We start from the raw sequence: 20,315 nt of genomic DNA on the forward strand, positions 1-20,315 counted from the left end.
TCACACATCTAGAGGGTCCATCACAATTTGAGCGGGGCTGCCATCTAGCTGGTGCAAGAGAGTTAAAAGCTGGGATGTGGAGTGCGCGCTCAATAGAATTTCATAGCGGTAGCGCTTGGCAATCTTGGCCACGCGCGCAGGGCCTGAGCCTAGAATTTGCACATCTGGAGGCAAAGCTTGCTTAATGCGCGCCAAGACATTTTGCATAGCCTCTTGGGCTTTTGGCGCGCTAGGCGCGCTAAAGAGCAATTGGGCTAGGCGTTTGAAAGGGGGGAATAACTGAACGCGCGTGCGCAGTTCATCTTGGAGAAAATCTTCATAATCCTCAATATAGCGGGTTAAAAAAGCGCTGTTGAGAGATTGGATTAACACCTTGCCGCGTTCTTTGCGTGCGCTGCGTCCGGCAATTTGGTGCATCAAACTCACCCCCTGCTCAAAACTGCTATAACTCCCATTGTATAAGATTTCATCCAAGCCTAAAATGATTGCCAAATTCACCTTAGGATAGTCATGCCCTTTGGCGATCATCTGCGTGCCGATCAAGATATCGATTTGTTGGGCGTGGAGCGCGTCTAAAATGTGTTGGATTTGGGTATTGGTGTGGGTGTGATCCCTATCTAAAATCCCAATGCGCGCATGGGGCAATAGCGCTTCTAATTCTTTTTTAAGCTGCTGGGTGCCCATGCGCTTGCCTTGCAAGAGAGGGTGTTGGCAAGAGGGGCAGGCATGGGGGATGGGAGTGCTATGCTGGCAATAATGGCAACGCATGCGCTTGTCTTTGAGGTGCAAGCTCATGTTCACGCTACAAAAGGGGCAATACACCCCCTGCCCGCACGCTTGGCACAATAGCTTCTTAAAATGCGCGCGGGTGGGGACAAAGATCATGCTTTGTTGGTGGCGATTCAAGTTTTCTTGCAAATGGGCGTATAAAAAGGGGGTGATGGCACTCTTTTGTGCTTCAAAAAGAATTTCTTTGTGCGAGTCAAAGAAACGCCCCTTGAGGCGCACTAAACGCCTCTTGCTTTGCGCCATGTAATAACTGCGCAAACTTGGGGTCGCTGAACCTAAGATCACCTGAATGGGCATCTTGCTTGAGAGATACAGGGCAACATCACGCGCGTGGTAATAGGGGGCTTGGTTAGATTTATAGGAGGGATCATGTTCTTCGTCTATGATAACGAGTTTGAGGTGGGGGATGGGTAAAAAAAGCGCGCTTCTAGTGCCCACCACAACGCGCACTTGCTGGTTGTGGAGACGCTCTAAAAGCTGTGTCTTTTGGGTGCTTTGGAGTTTGCTATGCCATAGCCCCACCAAGTCTTCAAAACTCTCCAAGAGGGCATGGTAAACTTGGGGAGCTAGGGCAATCTCTGGGATCAAAACCAACGCGCAACCCTCCTTGAGAATTTGGGCGATCAAATGCCTGTAAATATGTGTCTTGCCGCTGCCTGTATCCCCAAACAAGAGGGCGTTGGGCTTGCCCCGTATTTGTAAAAGGGCATGCTGTTGGGAGGGGGAAAGAGGGGAGAGTTTGGGCGCAGGAAAACTAGGAATGGGGGAAGCGCGCGCTTTTTTAAAGGGGCGCAATAGAGGGGCGATAACACCTAGTTGCGCGCAATAATAATACGCAATGAAGCGCAATAAAAGCATTTGATGGGCGTTGAAATAGTGGCTAGTGGGAGTGGCCAGTTTACAGGGGAAATCAGGGCGTGCGCACTCCTCTAACACCACCCCTAGAACGTTGCGCTTCTGCAAGGGGATTTTCACGATTGCCCCGGGGGTTAAATCATGCGCGCTTTCATAGGTTAAGGGTTTGGTTTTGGCAAAGGGGGCGATCGTGCAAAACAAGGGGGTTTATCCAATACGTGGCGGGTTGCTCACAGCCCCCACAAAATGCACCTCTCCTTTAAAATACACCTCATTTTCTTGAAGGCATAGATCCAAACTCTGCGCGCTAGGGGGGATCAAAGTGGCTTGGGGGGGGGTGTTATGGTAGCGATGCGCGCACACAAACACGGCGGCCATGCCCGTGCCACAGGCCAAAGTGATGTCCTCAACGCCCCTCTCATAAGTCGCTAGCCTAATGGTGTGTAAATCCACAATGCAGGCGATGTTCACATTGGCATTGAAGCGCGCGCGCAGGGCTTGCATTTGGGGGGTTTTGTGCGTGGGGATTTGGCTAGGTTCTTGTACAAAGTGCACCAAATGGGGTACGCCCGTGTCTAGCCAATGCCAGATCTCCCCCTCTAATGCCAAATCCTCCAACCACTGGGGCGTGCCCAAATTGCTGCGTACCACCCCCCCTTGCGCGTTGCAATCAAGCACCTCTAGGGCGATCGCCCGGCCGCGCTCAAAAAAGTGTGTTTCAAGGGGGCTAGGCCTTGATGATAGGCATAGAGCCCCACACAGCGACTCGCATTCCCACACATATTGGCTAAACTCCCATCGGCGTTGTAAAACTCCCATGTATAGGCGTACTTGGCATGGGGCAAGAGCACCACTAAGCCATCTGCCCCAAAGCCGTAATGGCGATCGCAAACGCGCTTGGCAAGCGCGCTACGATCTTGGGGGGCAAATTGGTGGGTGATCAAAAAATCATTGCCACTGGCGCAATATTTGTATAGGTGCATGGTTAGCCTTTTTGGGTATTATAGTGCAAAACTATTTGGGGTTGGCATGCGCCCGGTCTATTTCTTTTGGCTCTTATTCGCGGTGGCGTTTTATTGGATGCTCTATCTTTATGAAGACTTCTTGATGGATTTGCTCATCGCCGGGTTGCTATGCGTAACGATCTTTTGGCTCAAGGATTTTTTAGACAAACGCATGCGCAATCTCTTTAGCTCCCTGCTCTGTGTGGTGGTGCTTTTGAGTTTTTTAGTCCTGCCCCTCTACTTTCTAATCCACCAAAGTGTGGATTTTCTCTCCCACATCAATTTAGAAAGACTCTCTTTCTTTTTTAATAAATTCAAGGCTGATTTGCTTGTCTTTCTAGATCGTTTCCCTATGATCAACGCGGATGCGAAGAATTTTATCGCGCATCTCTCCGCCCAATCCATCATGTCCTATGTCCTGCGTTTTAGTAGCGATATTGGCAAATACAGCCTAAAACTGGCCAGCGACACGGTGATGGTCTTGGTGTTCTTGTTTTTGTGCTTCTTTTATGGCCGCCGTTTTTATGGCTATATTTTAGAAATTCTCCCCTTTGAGAAAATCCAAAGCAGGGGGATTTTTAGAGAAGTGGCCGGGATTTTGCGCGTGGTCCTGCTCACTTCTATTATCAATGTCGTGTTGCAGGGGGTGGCCTTTGGGGCGTTGGTGGTGTGGTTTGATTTAGATTGGCTCTCTTTGGGGATTTTATACGGGCTGGCTTCGCTCATCCCCATTGTGGGTGGGGCGTTGGTGTGGATTCCAGTCGCTCTGTATGAAATGTATCGTAACCACACCCCAATTGCAATCGGAATCGCCATTTACTCCATTGTGTTGATCGGGGGGCTGATTGATAGTTTGATCAAACCCTGGCTCATCGGTTTTATCAAGCGCAAGATCCTTAAAATCTCCCTTAAAATCAATGAAATCTTGATCTTCTTCTCCATCTTGGCCGGGATTAGCAAATTTGGCTTTTGGGGGATCGCCGTGGGTCCCACGATCACGGCCTTTTTCATCGTCCTCTTAAGGCTGTATGAATACTCTTTTAGCAAGTCCAAAAGCCCTACCCGCGTGTGTCCAGCAAACTCTCCTCAAAGACAAATAAGGGCTCAATAGGGTCTAAACTAGCGCTAATATGCACGCGCTCAAACCCCTTTAGCGCGTTTTGGTGCGCCTGCAATAGGGCTTTTGTGGCTTGGTAGTGCACTTGAATAAAGAGCTCTAAGCCCGGGTCATGAAAAATCACACTCCCTTGCAAGGGCCCTAAATGGGGGTATAGGGCATAAAAGTCTAGGCGTTGTTGTTTGGCTTTCTTGAATTGCACTAACGCTTCTTTATGGCGATCTTGAATCACAAAGCTTACCACTTGGTGTTGCAAAGAGAGCAAGAGATTGCCCAAGAATAAGAAATCCTGCTTGCTAGTGGCGTGTGTCCAGTGCTGGATCAACATGTCTTGATACCCTTTAAAATCCTCCTGTTTGAACAAGGTGGGCAAGTCTTTAATGTCCAGTTTTAAGGGCGCGTCTTTAAGTTGCTCAAGGATTTTAGGTTGGGGGGTCAAATGCGAGAGCATGATCGCCCCCACAGAGCTTTTTTGCATCAATGCCCAATAACTTTGCCCCACCACTAGGGGTTTTTGACTCTTGGTTTCTACGATTTGATTACCCAGTTGCAGCAAATACTTCTGAGCCCCCTTTTTCTCTAGCACCTTGAGCAGTAGAGGGAGGGTGGCGTTAAAACGCTGGGGATCGTCTTTGAGCAGTTCTTGGAGCTGTTGGAGCTGTAAGAACGCGCTAATGGGATTGAGCATTCAAAAGCTTTCTTAACAAGTTTTGCGCATTGGCGCGCACATCGCCCTGCCAAAGCGCGCTGATGAGCGCAACCATGTCCGCATGCTTGAGTTGGGCGATGTTTTGCGCATTCACCCCCCCAATCGCACACACCGGGATTTTTAAGCACGCCTTAGCGCGCGCCAAGACTTCTAAATCTATACAGGGCGCGTTGGGTTTGCTAGGCGATTTAAAACACGCCCCAAAGGCGACATAATCCGCCCCCTGTGCTTGGGCTTGTTTGGCGCGCTCTAAATCCCCATAGCAAGACACTCCAATCACTCCGCTAAAGCGCGCGCGCGCCTCGCTTAAGGGCATATCCTCCTCTCCCAAATGCAAGCCCCACGCGTTGCACTCTAGAGCTAGGCAAAGGCGATCGTTGATCACAAAGCCCACGCCCTTTTTTGTGCATAAATCGCTCAATGCTTTAGCCAAACCTAAGAGCTCTTGATCGCTATGTTCTTTATCGCGCAGTTGCAAGAAACTAACCCCCCCCTCAATGGCGCGCGCAGCTAGTTTAAGTAGGTCAGGGTAGGGGGTGAGCTTGAGATCACTGATGGCATACAAGCCCTTAAGTGCTACTCCCATTCAATGGTCCCGGGAGGCTTAGAAGTGATGTCATAGACCACGCGGTTAATCCCAGAGACTTGGTTAATAATGGCATTAGCCACGCGCTCTAAGAACTCAAGGGGCAGAGGCGCGCAATGCGCGCTCATCCCATCGCTTGCCACCACCGCGCGCAACGCGATGGTGTTATCATAGGTGCGCTTATCCCCCATCACCCCCACAGAAAACACATTGAGCAAGACGCAAAAGGCTTGCCACACTTGATGATAAAGCCCCTCGGTGTGCAGGGCTTCTATGAAAATGGAGTCGGCTTGGCGCAAGAGTTCTAAGCTAGGGAGGGTAACTTCTCCTAAAATGCGAATGGCAAGTCCGGGACCAGGGAAGGGGTGGCGCGCTAACATCTTTTCAGGCAGTCCTAAGCGCGCGCCCAAAGCGCGTACCTCATCTTTAAAAAGTTCTCTTAAGGGTTCTAAGAGTTTGAGGCGCATTTTTTCAGGCAACCCGCCCACATTGTGGTGGGATTTGATCACCGCCGAAGGTCCTTTAGCACTCACCGACTCAATGACATCGGGGTAAAGCGTGCCTTGAGCGAGCCATTTGATCGCCCCTTGTTTAGAGAGTTCTTTAGCCTTGTTCTCAAAGACTTCAATAAAGGCGTGCCCGATGATTTGGCGTTTTTTCTCAGGGTCCACCACCCCTTTAAGGCGTTGTAAAAACAAATCTTGCGCGTCTATCACATGTAAAGGGATTTGCAAATCTGCAAACATGCCCACCACTTGATCGCGCTCCCCAGCCCTTAACAAGCCGTGATCCACAAACACCACCTCCATCTGTGCCCCCAGCGCGCGCGCACACAACACCGCCACCACGCTTGAGTCCACCCCCCCGCTCACCGCGCACAACACCCGATCGTCCTTTACCTGTGCTTTGATGCTTTGGATTTGCTGAGCTAGAAAATCCTGCATATTCCAATCTTGCGCACAGCCACACAGGCGCGCGAAATTGGCTAAAATGCGCCCCCCCTGCGCGCTATGGGCGGATTCGGGGTGAAATTGCAAGCCATAGAGGGGTTTATGGGTGTGGGCGATCGCACAAAAGGGGGCATGCGCGCTTTGGGCTAGGGTTTGAAAATCCGGGGGTAACACCTCTACGCGATCCCCATGACTCATCCACACCACGCTAGAAGGCTCAATCTCTGCTAAGAGGGGGTGGTTGTGCAGATTTTCTAAATGCGCCCGCCCAAACTCTTGGGAGCGCGCGCGCGCCACACGCCCCCCCAAGCTGTGTACCAGCCATTGTAAACCATAGCAAATCCCCAAAATGGGGATCTTGAGCTCCAAAATCCCCGGATTGGCGTGGTAGGCTTGTGAATCGTACACGCTAGCGGGCCCCCCGCTTAAAATGATCCCTTTGGGTTGTTTGGATCGGATTGTCTCAAGGGAGAGATGATAGGGGTAAATTTCTGTATACACCCCACACTCACGCAGACGGCGCGCAATGAGTTGAGTCGTCTGACTCCCAAAATCTAAGACTAGAATCTCCGGAGTCGCCATCTTTTGCCTTTTTGAATCTATTATAGCGCATGCTAGGCGCGTTTAAACCCCCTTAAATAAACTTTGCTAGCATGGGGCTATTTACTCTCAAGGAATTTATATGGCAAGCATGCCTCGTGCCTTCAAGAAAACCCCTTTTAGCCATTCGTTGCGCTTCAAACGCTATTGGGTATATGCTTGTATCACTTTGTTTTCTATTATCGTGCCCTTTATCCACATAGGCGATGGGCAGATTTTCTTAATTTCTTTTGAGCACCGCCAAATCCATTTATTAGGCAAAATTTACAGCGCGCAAGAGATGTATCTCTTGCCCTTCTTGGTGATCTTTTTGTTCATCTTTATCTTTTTCATCACCTCTATGTTAGGGCGAGTGTGGTGTGGCTGGGGTTGCCCTCAGACGATTTTTAGGGTGATCTTGCGCGATCTCATTGAAACCAAACTTCTAGGCTTGCATGCCAAAATTTCCAACAAACAACGCCCCACTCCCTCCACAGCGGCCAATAAGCTCAAAAAGATTTTAGCTCTAATTCTCTTTGCCCCCGTGCCCATCATGGCTATGGCGGTCTTGCTCTTTTACTTTGTCCCCCCTTTGGAATTTTTTAGGGCTTTGAGCGACCCTGAAGAACACGCCTTGCTTATAGGTATTTGGGCGGCCTTAAGCGCGGTGGTCTTCTTAGACATCACATGGGTACAAGAACGCTTTTGTATTTATCTATGCCCCTATGCGCGCGTACAAAGCGTACTCTTTGATGATCACACCCTTAACCCCATTTATGACACGCGCAGAGGGGGGGCGATTTATGATGAAGCCAATGTAAAAATCCCTATCCTGCCCCAAAAACGCAACCCTAGAAACGAATGTGTGAGTTGTAACCAGTGCGTGTTGGTGTGCCCCACCCATATTGACATCCGCAAGGGCATGCAATTAGAATGCATCAACTGCTTAGAATGCGTGGACGCGTGCACGATCACCATGGGCAAGTTGGGCAAAAAGAGTCTGATCAATTGGTCCTCTAGCCAAGCGCAAGCCACACAAACCCCCGTGAAGTTTTGGCGGCCCAAGACTTTGGCCTATGTGGGGGTGTTGTTGGTGGTGGTGGGCGCGCTGGTGGTGGGCACACTCAATAAAGCAAGCATGCTTTTAGACATCACGCATGGGGGGCGTTTGTATGCCGTGCATGGAAAATTTGTAGACAATAGTTATTTGTTCTTGTTCCAAAATACCAGCTCCAAACCCCATGCCTATACCTTCAATATAGACGATCCCAACGTGAGCATTCTACGCCCCACGGGCACGCTCACCATCGAACCGCAGGGCAAGCTTAAGGTCGTGGTGATCTTACGCATGCCCTTACAAAAGGCTAAAGAAGCCTACATGGCGCACAATGTTACCCAAGCCAAGCGGGGCATTTTGCCCATTACCATCAAGGCCTATAGCATGGACGATCCCAATATCGTTTTGGAACAAAAGAGCATTTTCATGGTGCCACATTTTTGAGAAGAAAGGCAGGGTAATAAACTTTTTATCTAGTTTACTGGCATAATTAGCCCTTCTGTTATATTTTTAGTTAATCTTACTTTGTATGCTTCCTAGTATTGTCATTGTAGAGGGAATCATGAATGTGTTAGAAACTCTCAAAAGCAAAAGATATGTTGTGTTTTGGATTTTTGTAGGGGGGTGTGTGTTGGGGGTGTTTTTGAGTGTGTTGACCGTGCAGGCTGTGGAGTGGACGGCTGATGATAAATTTTGTGGGATTTGCCACATCATGACCCCTGAACTAAACGCCTACCACTTAGACAGACATGGGGGGAATAACCCCATGGGTTTTAAGGCTAGATGTGTGGACTGCCATTTGCCCCATGACAATGTAGTGCACTATTTTGTGAGTAAAACAATCTTGGGCATAGAGGATGTCTATGGGAACACCCTTAAAGACCCTAAGAAATTCGATTGGGAGAAAAACCGCCGCCGTGCTGCTGAATATGTCTTTGATTCGGGTTGTTTGCATTGTCATGACAATTTGAGACGCGCCACCGCGTCTAATATGAAATCTTTCTTGCCCCATCGCGATTATTTTGAGGGGCTTACCCATAAAAAATGTGTGGAATGCCATTTAGATGAGGTGGGGCATAAAAATCTGGGCATCCATCTAAGAGAGTATCTCAAAGAACATTACCAGCCCTACCCTAGGGAGCTAGTGGTGGACGATCAGATCCACCAAATCAAAGAGGCGATCAAGGAGTGAGAATGCGCAAATTTAGATCAAAGGAGGCAAGATGCTAAAGCGTGAGGCGCGGGGCTTGTTTTGGAAATGGGTGCTTGTCATGGGATTAGGGGCGGGGGGGTTGTTAGCCCACCAAAGCAAAGGGGGGACCAGTGTTGACAATGCCATGGATGTGCAATTGCCCTTGAAAACTTTTAGAGATATGAAAGCAGAAGCAAAGGGCTGCATCGAATGCCATGCTAAGAAGACCCCGGGCATTGTGGCCGATTGGAAGATGAGCCGACACGCCCATGCGGGGGTGAGCTGTATTGACTGCCATGGGGTTACTAGAGATAGCCCCATGTTGACAAGGGATGGCCATGAAGGCTCTAAAGTGCCTATTTCTGTCTTGGTATCCACCAACACCTGCGGGAAATGCCATGAAAAAGAAACCATAGAGTTTAGACATAGCGGGCATGCCAGAGGCGCGGTACAGGTGTGGTCTAAGGCGAGCATGCGCGATCTTATGGAGATGGTAGAGGGGCGCGGGCATCCGGATCTCAAACACGCTCCTGAGGCCACCGGGTGTATCCAATGCCATGGTTCTATTATAAAATTGGATAAAAACAGACGGCCCACCCCAGAAACTTGGCCCACTTATGGGATTGGTACAGCCTTCCCGGATGGTTCTGTGGGCAATTGTGCCAGTTGCCACAGCGCGCATAAATTCTCCCTTGCAGAGGCTAGAAAACCTGCCGCGTGCGCGAGTTGCCACTTGGGTCCCGATCACCCCGATATTGAAATTTACAACAATTCTATGCATGGGCATATCTTCAACGCCGAGGGGAATCAATGGAATTTTGACGCTGCGCCCGGAACATGGAAAGTGCCTGATTTTAGAGCCCCCACCTGCGCGACATGCCATATGAGCGGCAATTCTAAAAGCGCGGTTACCCACAATGTGAGCCGCCGTTTGAAATGGAATCTTTTCTTGCCTTTGAGTGAATTGCGCACAGGGGGGTATGAAACCGCCAGCGATGCCTACAAAAATGGTTACCAACTCACCAAGGGAAATCCTTTGGCCGGTAACCCCAAGGGGCCAGAGGCGGCGCGTGCGGAGATGAAGGCGGGTTGTATTGATTGCCACAACTCCACCCACATTGATAACTTCTTTGTCATGGCTGATAAGAATATCTTACTCTACAACGAGTATTGGAAAGAGGCGGTGAAGATGAAGGAGGAATTGGCCAAGAAACATTTGTTAGGCAAGGATATGTGGGCTGATGATTTCCAAAACATCATGTACCATCTCTGGCACCATGAGGGTCGCCGTATGCGCCAGGGGGGAATCATGGGCGGTCCGGATTACTCCCACTGGCATGGGGTCTTTGAGATCCAACAGGACATCAGAAAGTTGCGCAAAATCTACGCCAAACGCCTCAAAACAAACCAAATTGAGGACTAGCGCGCTTGAGGGGGTATAAGCCCCCCTTAAGTTGGAGAGGGCTAGCATTACCTAAAATCGCTACAAAGGCATCGCATGGACAACAAACCACCCGCACAAACTCCGCAAGTCGCTACAATTAATCAGGCCCCCAGTCTTGTTTCTTCCGGGTTTCTAGGCAAGCCCGCAGAGGGTTCGATTGTCATTCACGAAAGCGTGAGCGTGAAGATCAAACGCACTTACCAAAAGGGCGATATGAAAGAGGTGCACGAGGAGGTGCGCGAGCAAAAACGCGTGATCGAACAGCGCGCGCCTGATTCCCAAGACTCCCGCCCGGCATGGTTTAAATCCCTCCTACCTTAAACCATAGAAAAAGGGAGGGGGGCTTTTTAAGCGCTAATCGTTACTAAAATCTACAAGACTTTTTGGCTTAGGGGAGTGGGTCTCCTTAAAACTTTTGCTGGATTTGAATTGCGTGTAAAATGGCTGAAAATCTAATATAGGAGTGGCTAATGCCAGAAAGTTATCAGAAATCCATCCAAGCGTTTAAGAAATTTGTTTCCTTGCGTAACAAAGTGTGTTGGTGGTTGTCCATTGTGGTCTTTTTATGTTACTATACTTTCGTGCTGAGCTTGGGGTTATTCCCCGATATTTTGGCCTACCGCTTAGGACCAAGTGCCATCACTTTAGGCATCATGGCTGGGATTTTCCTCATTGTACTTTGTATCGTACTCACAGGGCTGTATACTTTTCTAGCCAATGAGCATTTTGATCGCACCCAAGCTGAGATTTTAAAGCAATTAAAAGCCAGTGGCGCGCTTGAGGAGATGCAACATGGCGCGTATTAATTTAACCATTCTCATCGCGCTTTTAGGAGTGGGGGAGTTGTGGGGGGCGGCTTTAGAGTCTACACAAGTGAGCACGCAGAAATTCAACCCCATCGCGGTTTCTATGTTTGTCCTCTTTGTGCTAAGTACGCTCTGCATCACCTATTATTCTAGCAAGAAAAGCCAGAGCGCAAGCGGGTTTTACACCGCTGGGGGGAGTATCACCGGGTTACAAAATGGGATTGCCATTGCGGGGGATTACATGAGCGCGGCAAGCTTTCTAGGGATCACGGCTCTAGTCTTCACCAATGGCTTTGATGGGCTGATTTATTCCGTGGGCTTTTTGGTAGGCTGGCCCATCATTTTATTTTTGATCGCCGAGAAATTCCGCAATCTAGGTAAGTTTACCTTTGCAGACATCACCGCTTACCGCTTAGAAGCCAAGCCTATCCGCGTGATTTCTGCCATCTCCGCTTTAAGTGTGGTGATCTTCTATCTCATCGCCCAGATGGTGGGCGCGGGGCAACTTATTCAACTTCTCTTTGGTCTGCCCTACAGCGTGGCGGTGATCTTGGTAGGGATTTTGATGATCTGCTATGTTGCTTTTGGAGGGATGCACGCCACCACTTGGGTACAGATCATTAAGGCAATCTTGCTCCTCTTTGGCGCGTCTTTTATGGCGGTGATGATCTTGTATTTGACCAAGTTTGATCTAAGCTATTATTTCGCCCAAGCGATCAAGCATCACCCTAAGGGCGAGGCAATCATGGCTCCAGGCACTTTTCTACCCAACACCACTGCAGCGATCTCTCTAGGGCTGGCTTTGATGTTTGGCACGGCCGGGTTGCCCCATATTCTGATGCGCTTTTTCACGGTTAAAGACGCTAAAGAGGCGCGCAAATCGGTTTTTTACGCCACAGGTTTTATTGGGTATTTCTATATTTTGACTTTCATTATTGGGTTTGGGGCGATCGCCTTGCTCTATGCCCACCCCCAATTTGTCGGTCCTGATGGGGTTTATAATGGGGTCAAAAACATGGTCGCCATTAATTTGGCCGGGGTCGTGGGGGGCGATGTGTTCTTAGGCTTTATCTCTGCTGTTGCCTTTGCGACAATTTTAGCTGTGGTTTCAGGGCTGGCAATTTCAGGTGCGGGGGCGATTAGCCATGATCTCTTCGTGCATGCCTTTAAGGGAGGGGTTTGTGATCCCAAGTTGGAAATGCGCGTTACTAAGGGGGCGACTATCGGCTTAGGGGTTTTAGCCATCGTGTTAGGTTTGGTGTTTGAAAACCAAAATGTCGCTTTCATGGTGGGCTTGGCTTTTGGGATTGCGGCGAGCGTGAACTTCCCCATTCTCTTTTTGAGCATTTATTGGAAAAATCTCACCACTAGGGGGGCGTTTTGGGGTGGGCTCATTGGCTGGCTAGCCGTGATCACAATGGTGTTACTTAGCCCTAGCATGTGGGTGAAGAGCTTTGGGCATGCCCATGCAATCTTCCCCTACGATCACCCCGCGCTTTTCTCTATGCCCTTGACTTTTATTCTCATTTATCTTATTTCTAAGGCGGACAAAAGTCCTAGGGCACAGGTAGATAAAGCGGGCTTTGGAGCGCAGGATTTTCGCGCCCAAAGCGGGATTGGTATTTCAAGTGCAAGCGCACATTAAAAGGAGAACAGATGATTTTAGTGAGTTTGGCTGCAGAGTTAGGGGCTTCTAAACACGGGAGCAATCAGGGCGTGAAAGAACTCAGGCGGGCTTTGATCGAGTCCTACCCTGAGATCACCGAACACATGGTGCTTATCCGCCAAAAACAATGCTTGTTAGACACTTTCTTTAGATTTGCCAAGAATTTTGAAGATTACTTTATCTTTTGCAGGGATACTCTCATTCCCAAAATGCGCGGGGTGTTTAAAAGCGCAAATTTCCCTTTAATCCTGAGTTCAGAACATGCCAATGTCTTTGGGATTTTGCAGGCCTTACGCGGAGTGCACCCAGATAAGAGTATCGGGGTGCTATACCTAGACGCGCACGCAGACATCCATACCGCCTATGACAGCGAAACGGGGCATTTGCATGGCATGCCCCTGGGGATGTTGATCAACCAAGTCCATTCAGGACCCAACTCCCTTAACCCTAGAGAAGAGCATTTTTGGCAACAACTTTGCCACTTGGGCATAGAGGGGGGAGTGAAAGCCTTTGATCCGCGCCATTTGGTGTATTTTGGGGTGCGTAGCACCGAGCAAAGCGAAGATGATATGATCGCCACCCACCAAATCCCCCTGTTTAGAGTGGCAGACATCCAAGCGGACATGGAGGGGTGTGTGCGCCAAGCGCAGAGGGCTTTAGAAGAGGTGGATTTGGTGTATCTGAGTTTGGATTTAGACATCATGGATGGCCAACTTTTCCAATCTACCGGAGTGCGCGAAAAGGGGGGATTACGCCCTGAGGAACTAAAAGCCTTGTTAGTGCTGTTGCTAAAACGCTTTGCGCCCAAGTTAGCCGCTTTGGAAATCACCGAATACAACCCGCAGGTGGGTGTGCATACCGATGTACCAGTGGTTTTAGAGATTGTCCACAGCGCGATCAAGCATTTATGCAAGAACGCTAAAGTGCGATCGCATAAGATTTGTAGCTATTGCTAGGGGGTGGATGATGCTTGGCGTGGGTTTGCCTAAGGAGAGTATGGATTTAGAGGCGCGCGTGGCGCTTGTGCCTGAAGATGTGGCTTATCTTGTTCAAAATGCGCCCATAGAATTATGCGTACAGGAAGGCGCAGGGGTATTGAGTGGGTATAGCGATGAGGCCTATGTGCGCGCAGGCGCGCGCCTTGTCTCTCAAAAAGAAGCGTGGGGGCAAAATGTGGTAGTCAAGTGCAAAGAACCCCTAGAGGACGAATACCCCCTTTTGCAAGAGGGGGCAACTCTCTTTAGCTATTTGGATTTGGCTTACAACGCTTCTCTAGCGCGCATGCTAGTAGATAAAAAAATTCTCTCTATCTGCACTGAAACCATTGCCGGCCCCAAGGGTAACTACCCCATTTTAGCCCCTATGAGTGTGGTCGCGGGCAATTTAGCTGCCCATTTGGTGCAACATTATTTGCTAGGTTTGGAGCATTTGCCCGGAGTCTTTGGGCTTGGAGTGATGCTAGGCGGATTAGCCGGACAGCGCGCGCCAAAGTGGTGGTGGTGGGCGGGGGCGTGGTGGGGTTGGAAGCGGCTAAGGTGTTGAGTCTTATGGGGGCGCATGTGGTAGTGCTAGAGCTCAATTACGCCAAATTGCAAGATCATCCCTACACCCATTTACACCACTTAGAAGTGTTGAGCGTGCATGAGGAGAATATTCTCTACGCCCTAGAGGGGGCTTTGGGCTTGGTGGGCGCGGTGTTACAAACCGCTACAGCCACCCCAAAAGTGATTTTAAAGCGCCATCTAGCGCGTATGCAAAAAGGGGGCGTGGTGGTAGACGTGGCCTGTGATTTGGGCGGGTGCATTGAAACAATTCACCAAACTAGCCACTCCAACCCGTTGTATTTGCAAGAGGGTTTATTGCACTATGGCGTGCCCAATATGCCCGGTGTGGTGGCGCGCAGTAGCTCGTGCGCTTATAGCCATGCTAGCGCGCCCTACTTGCTCCATTTTCTCCAACATGGCTTGAAAGGGTTTTTGCAAGCCAATACCCCGCTAGTGGCTAACACTTTGGGAGGCTTAAGTGCCTATCAAGGCTATCTCACCCAAGAGGGAATTGCGCGGGCTTTCAATTTGCCCTATAAATCCCCTCGTGAAGTGCTAGCCCAACTTTAGAAGTTGTAGACGTAATTTGCAAAGACGGCGATCACACGGCGGAAGGCAAAATCCACCTTTACGCCGTCCTTGACATGGAGTTTAAAGAAGGGGTCGTTGATGACTGGGACGCGCACACCCACCTCAAACCCATTGTGCAGGCTCAAATTGGCGCGCAATCCAAAGTTAAAGATGAATTGTACCCAGTTATTAGAAAAGCTGGCTGTGTTGCCATTGCGGTTGTAACTATCTGCCATCGCCTTGAGCTGCTTGTTCACATTCTGACAAATCATCTGCCATGCTCCAGCACTGGCAAATTGCTGCCCCACACAGCCCCCATGCGCACGGCCATTACCCATGGACCAGCTACTTCCCCCAATCATCGCGCCTGCAAAAACTCCAACCGCATAGTCCTTTTTCTCAAAGAAATTCAACAGCATATCTATGCCCGCGCCATAGAAATAATTAGACAGAGACCCCCACACAACAGGGGAGAACGCGCTCCTGTAATTGCCCCCCTGCCCGCTGAACAAGCCATAGTAGCGCAAACCAAAGCGCTTTTTCTTCCCAAAGAATTGCTTGTAACCCACCAACACATCCATGCCATAGAGATTACCTGAATAGGTGCCCTTGTTCTTAAAGAGTGTGCCGATCAACTGCTGCTGGTTTTGCTGGCAGTTTGCTGGTGCTTGCGCATTCGAACTACTGGCATTACATAGCACATCCTGATCTAATGCATTGGGATTAGTCATAGAACTGCTGATAGGGGTACTAGCCATATTAGAGTACTGGAAGCCCGCCGCAGCAAAGGCCCCGTTGCGCTCTGCGCTCAGAGGCACTAAACTCAAAAATGTAAAGGCGGTGGTGGTTAGGATTTTGCGACTCGTGCTTGACATGAAACTCCTTGTTTCTATTAAAGTAAGGGCTCTATTTTAAAGAAAAATAAAAATGTTGTCAAGAGAGGAAATTTGTTATACTAAAAGCATTTTTCAAGTTAAGGAATGGCATGAGCTGGCGCTGGTGGTACGGGGGGCTTTTGGGCTTTTGGGCTTTTGGGTGCATGGGGTTTTTGCCCTTCTTTTCCCTTTCTTCGCTCTCTTCAGACAATCAGGATCAACTCAGCGACTTTAGCGTGTCCAAACAGGGCGATGTAACCTATTGGACTCGCCTAGAACCCCCAAGCTTTGAAAACATCCCCCCCACCCAATCGGATATAGGGCTCTCTTCTCAAGACATTCAAGGCACGCCCATCCCCAATAGCGTAGAAATCCGCCGTAGCGATTTATTGGCCGAAGTGCAGAATACACAAGCCCAAGAAGCCAAACTCCCCCCTCCTACCCAGCAATCTTTCCACACTCTCTTAAACAATTGTGCTAAAAACGATCTCTTCAACCAATTAGGCGCGGGGTTGACAATCAAAGCCAGCGAAAAAGCCCAATGCGCGCGCTTACAACAACGTTATTTTGCCACATTGATGGATCACTATAGCCACTTACAGCACGCCCCCACGCTTTTACAAGACATTCTAGCTGCCTGCCACACCCGCGTTAGTAAACAGGCCGTGCTACAGAGCGCGTTTTTCAAGCGCCTAGAACCCACGCTAAAGGGGCGCAAACAGCACCTATTATTAAAAGAGCTCACACAGGCCAAACCCCTAAGCCGCCAAAAACTCCATGCTCTCCTCCAACAGCCCGATTTGGGCGAGCGTTTTTATCGCTGTCAATACTTTATCCACGCGCGCTAAGGCGTTTTTCTCTGAGTTGCCCACAGGCGGCCGCGATGTCCTGCCCCTTAGAAATGCGAATGGTGCACAGCAATCCCTTTTGGTTGAGAAAATTAGCAAAATCTTGCACCCTCTCTAAGGGCGGGCGTTCAAAACTAGAATGGGGGGTAGAGTTATAGGGGATGAGATTGATTTTTGCCTTTAGCCCGTTGAGCAGTCTTAAGAGTTCTTTGGCATGGATTAAGGAGTCGTTGAGATCTCTAATCATCAAGTATTCAAACATCACCCGCTTGCGCGTGTCTAGGGGGTAGGCTTTGAGCGCGTTGATCAGAGTTTCTAAATTGTAGCGCTTGTTAATGGGCATCAGTTTGGAGCGCAGGGTGTCATTGACCGCATGCAAAGAAATAGCCAACTGCACGCCTAAGTTTAACGCGCCCAAAGTTTGCAAAGCGGGCACCACCCCGCTTGTAGAAATAGTGATGCGTCTAGGGGCGATATTGAGCCCCTCATGGGCGCTTAAAATCTCTAAAGCGCGTACTACTTGTGTCAAATTGTGCAAGGGTTCGCCCATGCCCATAAAAACGATATTGATCCCCTTAGTGGGCTCTAATTGGTGGGCGCGCTTGAGGGCGACCACTTGTTCTACAATCTCGCCGGTGTCTAAATTGCGCACAAAGCCCCCCCTAGCGGTCGCACAAAAGACACAGCCCACCTTGCACCCAATTTGACAACTCAAACACAGGGTGATCTTTTCTGCAGTACCCCCCTCTTGTGCTTCTTGCATCACCATGTACACACTCTCAAAGCTATGCCCATCAGAGGTTTTAAAGAGGTATTTCACGCTCTTATCTGTGCTTTGTTGGCGCTCTAAAATTTCTAAGGGGCGCACCTTAAAATCGGCACGCAGTGCTTCTTTAAAGGCTTTGGGGAGATTGTGCATTTGATCTAGATAGGCGTAGCGTTGGTAAAGCCAAGCGTAGAGTTGTTTGCCCACAAAGGGCTTAAAGCCATGATCGCTACAATAGGTTTGCCATTGCGCTAAAGTCAGCGCGTACAAAGAGGGTTTGTTTTGCATTAAAAACGCCTAAAGAGGAGATGAAAGAGATGATAACAGCGCAGGCGGGTTTTTAAGACATAATTGCACAGGCGCAACAACCAAGAGAGATTTTTTAGCTTGCCTCTAAAATGCTGGGTGCTGGCATGGGGCACTTGGGTGGGGGCGGGTTCTACCAAGAGGGCATAGGATTTTAAAGTCAAGGTTTTAACATGGTGGGTATAATGCGCGTCCATGTAATTGTCCACGGGCAAAACCCATTGAGGCGGGCAAGCCTTTAAAAGCTTTTGGGCCCCTTGGGGGCTTAAAATATAGCCCTGCGTGCCCATCCCCCCATAGGGGCTAAAAATCCAGTCAAAATAATGCGTGACCGTGCTTTTGATTTGGTATCCCTTGAAGTAGAGCGAAAAGAGACGCACCAATTCCACCTGCCCGGATCTAATGGCCTCCAAACTCAAATGGCATTTCTCATAGAAGTCAAAGGCGGGCAGGACATCGTCTTCTAGCACAATGATGGGTTTTTGCAAGGCGACGCACTTTTGCCAAAGCAAATAATGGCTAGCAAAACAGCCCAGTTGCCCCAAACTCTGAAAATTGGCCACGCTCTTGAGGGCTAGGCGCATCAATTTCAGATAATCGGCGCGTTTGGGGAGATTGGTGGCAAAATCATTGAGAATGGGGTGGGTGTGTGCAGCGGTGATCCCCCCCTTGGCAAAATCTTCTTTGCCATCAATCCCCTCAAAAAGCTCAATGCAAAAGGCATCAGGGGTGCGCGATCGCTTTAAGAGGTAGTCCAAATGCCATAGCAGGGGCGCGACATCGCGCTCCCCGGGGCGCGCGCTCAAGTGGATAATGTAAATGGGGGTTTGTGTGTACATCACTCCACAGTCACGCTCTTGGCTAAATTGCGCGGTTTGTCCACATCTAGGCCTTTGAGTTGTGCCATCTCTAGGGCAAAGAGTTGCAAGATCACGAGCATGTGAAAAAACTCGGGCATGTAGTGATCATAGGCGCGGGTTTGGATCTGAAAGGTGGCCTCTTCTAGCTTGATAGGACTGAGGGCAAAGATGAGCGAATCGCGCGCGCGCAACTCTTCTACATTGCTCAAATTCTTAGCAAAGAGGAGGTGTTGGGGGAGTAAGGTGGTGCTTAAAAGACTGCTATCGGCTAAAGCAATGGGGCCATGCTTCATCTCTGCGCTGGCATACCCTTGTGCGTGCACATAGGCGATCTCTTTGAGTTTGAGCGCGCCCTCTAGGGCTAAAGGGTAAAACACCCCCCGCCCCATGAAAAAATACCCTTTTAAATCCCGCTCTAGTATTTGCGCGCTCAAGGTGCGTACCTGGCTTTGCCACTCTAGCCCCTCTTGCATGGCTTGCAAGCTCCCCTGCAACGCTTGCATTTGTACTTGCAAGGTGTTGGGATACAAGGCGTGGCGTTCTTGGGCGAGTTGCAGGGCTAAAAGCCAAAGCACTAAGACCTGACTGGCAAAGGCCTTAGTAGAAGCCACGCTGCGCTCCAAGCCCGCATGGGTGAGCAAGAGGGCATCGGCCATGCCCGCCATGCTGGAGTTTTGGGTGTTGCAAAGGCTAAGAGTCTTTAAGCCCAACGCTTTAGCCAAGCGCAACGCCTCTAGGGTGTCCGCGCTCTCCCCACTTTGAGAAATGGCAATGAAGAGCTCCCCCTCTTGAGTGGCTGGGTTGGCATAGCGGTATTCACTGGCTAATTCTACCTGCACTCTCACCCGAGCTAAACTCTCTATCAAGTATTTGCCCACTAACCCGGCGTGGTAACTCGTCCCACACGCGCTAATGCTGATACAAGAAATGCCCTCTAAAAAGCCTTCAGGCAATTCTAAACACACGCGATCGCCACAGAGTCGCCCTAGCAAACTTAGCACTTTGGGTTGTTCGTAAATCTCTTTTTCCATGAAAGTGCTAAAGCCCTCTTTGCTGCTCTGTTGGCAATCTTGGGCAATGGGTTGCACCACGCCCAAGCGATTCAAGTCTATAGGGTGTTGCCAATCTAGCACCCCCACACTCCCCTCGCCCAAGCGCACCATCTGCTGGGCATGCCCCACTAGGGCGTTTTGCGCGCTGGCAAAATACACTCCCTCTTTGCCTGTGGCAAGGATCAAGGGAGAGTGGTTTTTGGCATAAAAAATACAAGTGGGGAAGCGCGCGCTGATGAGCAAAATCGCATACGCCCCCTCTAATTGGGCGATCGTGTTTTTAAAGACCTGCAGGGCTTGATCCACATTGTTAGCCGGGGTTGTCTCTAGCATGTCTTCAAATAAATGCACCACCACCTCGCTATCGGTTTGGCTAGAAAAGAGATGCCCTTTTTGCTCTAATTGCGCTTTGAGCAAAGCGTAATTTTCAATGATCCCATTGTGCACCAGCGCGCTATGCTGGTAGACATGCGGATGGGCGTTTTCTTGCGTGGGTTTGCCATGGGTAGCCCAGCGGGTGTGGGCAATCCCCACCCCTAAGCCCTGTGTGCGCACGCCTTGTACCAAGTGTTCTAGCGCGCTGATTTTGCCGCTGGTTTTAAAGACTTGCAAGGGCGCGCCCTCCCCTAGCAAAGCCAACCCCGCGCTATCATAACCCCGGTATTCTAATTCTTTCAATCCCTCCAACAAAAGCCCCACTCTCTCCTTTGTGCCCAAATAGCCCACAATCCCGCACATAA

Annotated in this window: 17 protein-coding genes and 2 pseudogenes; 10 read left to right on the forward strand and 9 right to left on the reverse strand. The window is 49.8% G+C overall.

Annotation, left to right across the window (positions count from 1 at the left end; translation table 11 throughout):
* Together priA and dapF are read right to left on the reverse strand one after the other, a co-directional pair.
* Positions 1-1,845: a replication restart helicase PriA gene (priA, locus tag EAO38_RS04935; RefSeq protein WP_121021680.1), complete on the reverse strand. Its 1,845-nt coding sequence runs from the start codon at positions 1,843-1,845 to the stop codon at positions 1-3.
* A 6-nt stretch (positions 1,846-1,851) separates the two neighbouring features.
* Positions 1,852-2,627, reverse strand: a pseudogene (gene dapF / locus EAO38_RS09195) (diaminopimelate epimerase).
* A 46-nt stretch (positions 2,628-2,673) separates the two neighbouring features.
* Here dapF and EAO38_RS04950 point away from each other — a divergent pair.
* Positions 2,674-3,759, forward strand: coding sequence for an AI-2E family transporter (locus EAO38_RS04950; RefSeq protein ID WP_121021735.1), 1,086 nt, complete (start codon positions 2,674-2,676; stop codon positions 3,757-3,759).
* Here the strand turns inward: EAO38_RS04950 and EAO38_RS04955 are convergent.
* The 3 genes from EAO38_RS04955 to guaA are packed head-to-tail and all read right to left on the reverse strand — an operon-like array spanning position 3,707 to position 6,592.
* Positions 3,707-4,453: a hypothetical protein gene (locus tag EAO38_RS04955; protein ID WP_121021686.1), complete on the reverse strand. Its 747-nt coding sequence runs from the start codon at positions 4,451-4,453 to the stop codon at positions 3,707-3,709. The genes EAO38_RS04950 and EAO38_RS04955 overlap by 53 nt on opposite strands.
* A complete protein-coding gene (gene thiE / locus EAO38_RS04960; protein ID WP_121021687.1) occupies positions 4,437-5,060 on the reverse strand; it encodes a thiamine phosphate synthase in 624 nt (207 codons plus the stop codon). The genes EAO38_RS04955 and thiE overlap by 17 nt, the downstream gene beginning before the upstream one ends.
* The gene (guaA, locus tag EAO38_RS04965; RefSeq protein ID WP_121021690.1) at positions 5,051-6,592 is read right to left on the reverse strand and encodes a glutamine-hydrolyzing GMP synthase; all 1,542 of its coding nucleotides are present in this window, start codon (positions 6,590-6,592) and stop codon (positions 5,051-5,053) included. Before guaA ends, thiE begins: the two co-directional genes overlap by 10 nt.
* Positions 6,593-6,692: 100 nt before the next feature.
* Between guaA and ccoG the strand changes: the two genes are divergently transcribed.
* From ccoG to EAO38_RS05005, 8 genes and pseudogenes are all read left to right on the forward strand, one after another.
* Positions 6,693-8,090 carry a cytochrome c oxidase accessory protein CcoG gene (ccoG, locus tag EAO38_RS04970; protein ID WP_121021692.1) on the forward strand — a complete coding sequence of 466 codons (1,398 nt, stop codon included), beginning with the start codon at positions 6,693-6,695 and terminating at the stop codon, positions 8,088-8,090.
* Positions 8,091-8,208: 118 nt separating this feature from the next.
* Complete coding sequence (locus EAO38_RS04975; RefSeq protein ID WP_121021694.1) at positions 8,209-8,838, forward strand: cytochrome c3 family protein; 630 nt, start codon at positions 8,209-8,211, stop codon at positions 8,836-8,838.
* 79 nt (positions 8,839-8,917) lie between these two features.
* Positions 8,918-10,261 (forward strand): multiheme c-type cytochrome, encoded by a 1,344-nt coding sequence (locus EAO38_RS04980; protein WP_121021737.1) that lies wholly within the window; start codon positions 8,918-8,920, stop codon positions 10,259-10,261.
* A gap of 75 nt (positions 10,262-10,336) precedes the next feature.
* Positions 10,337-10,603 (forward strand): hypothetical protein, encoded by a 267-nt coding sequence (locus tag EAO38_RS04985; protein WP_121021696.1) that lies wholly within the window; start codon positions 10,337-10,339, stop codon positions 10,601-10,603.
* A gap of 149 nt (positions 10,604-10,752) precedes the next feature.
* Positions 10,753-11,088 (forward strand): DUF485 domain-containing protein, encoded by a 336-nt coding sequence (locus EAO38_RS04990; RefSeq protein ID WP_121021698.1) that lies wholly within the window; start codon positions 10,753-10,755, stop codon positions 11,086-11,088.
* Entirely contained in the window at positions 11,075-12,733 is a 1,659-nt protein-coding gene (locus EAO38_RS04995; RefSeq protein ID WP_121021700.1) for a cation acetate symporter, read from the forward strand. Before EAO38_RS04990 ends, EAO38_RS04995 begins: the two co-directional genes overlap by 14 nt.
* A gap of 11 nt (positions 12,734-12,744) precedes the next feature.
* Complete coding sequence (rocF, locus tag EAO38_RS05000) at positions 12,745-13,710, forward strand: arginase (protein ID WP_121021702.1); 966 nt, start codon at positions 12,745-12,747, stop codon at positions 13,708-13,710.
* A 10-nt stretch (positions 13,711-13,720) separates the two neighbouring features.
* Positions 13,721-14,868, forward strand: a pseudogene (locus tag EAO38_RS05005) (alanine dehydrogenase).
* Here the strand turns inward: EAO38_RS05005 and EAO38_RS05010 are convergent.
* Positions 14,865-15,743, reverse strand: a complete 879-nt coding sequence (locus EAO38_RS05010) for an outer membrane protein (protein WP_235852524.1) — start codon at positions 15,741-15,743, stop codon at positions 14,865-14,867. The pseudogene EAO38_RS05005 and the gene EAO38_RS05010 overlap by 4 nt on opposite strands.
* 110 nt (positions 15,744-15,853) lie before the next feature.
* Here EAO38_RS05010 and EAO38_RS05015 point away from each other — a divergent pair, with 110 nt between their 5' ends.
* Positions 15,854-16,591 carry a hypothetical protein gene (locus EAO38_RS05015; protein ID WP_121021704.1) on the forward strand — a complete coding sequence of 246 codons (738 nt, stop codon included), beginning with the start codon at positions 15,854-15,856 and terminating at the stop codon, positions 16,589-16,591.
* Here EAO38_RS05015 and rlmN read toward each other — a convergent pair.
* From rlmN to glmS, 3 genes are read right to left on the reverse strand one after another with little or no spacing between them, the layout of a single operon-like run.
* On the reverse strand, positions 16,575-17,645 hold the full coding sequence (gene rlmN, locus EAO38_RS05020) for a 23S rRNA (adenine(2503)-C(2))-methyltransferase RlmN (protein WP_121021706.1): 1,071 nt from the start codon (positions 17,643-17,645) through the stop codon (positions 16,575-16,577). The two genes, EAO38_RS05015 and rlmN, sit on opposite strands and share 17 nt — an antisense overlap.
* Complete coding sequence (locus EAO38_RS05025; protein ID WP_121021708.1) at positions 17,645-18,502, reverse strand: glycosyltransferase family 25 protein; 858 nt, start codon at positions 18,500-18,502, stop codon at positions 17,645-17,647. The genes rlmN and EAO38_RS05025 overlap by 1 nt, the downstream gene beginning before the upstream one ends.
* A complete protein-coding gene (gene glmS / locus EAO38_RS05030) occupies positions 18,502-20,313 on the reverse strand; it encodes a glutamine--fructose-6-phosphate transaminase (isomerizing) (protein WP_121021710.1) in 1,812 nt (603 codons plus the stop codon). Before glmS ends, EAO38_RS05025 begins: the two co-directional genes overlap by 1 nt.
* Positions 20,314-20,315 lie beyond the last annotated feature (2 nt).

It is taken from the genome of Helicobacter vulpis (assembly GCF_003660395.1).
Classification (GTDB): domain Bacteria; phylum Campylobacterota; class Campylobacteria; order Campylobacterales; family Helicobacteraceae; genus Helicobacter; species Helicobacter vulpis.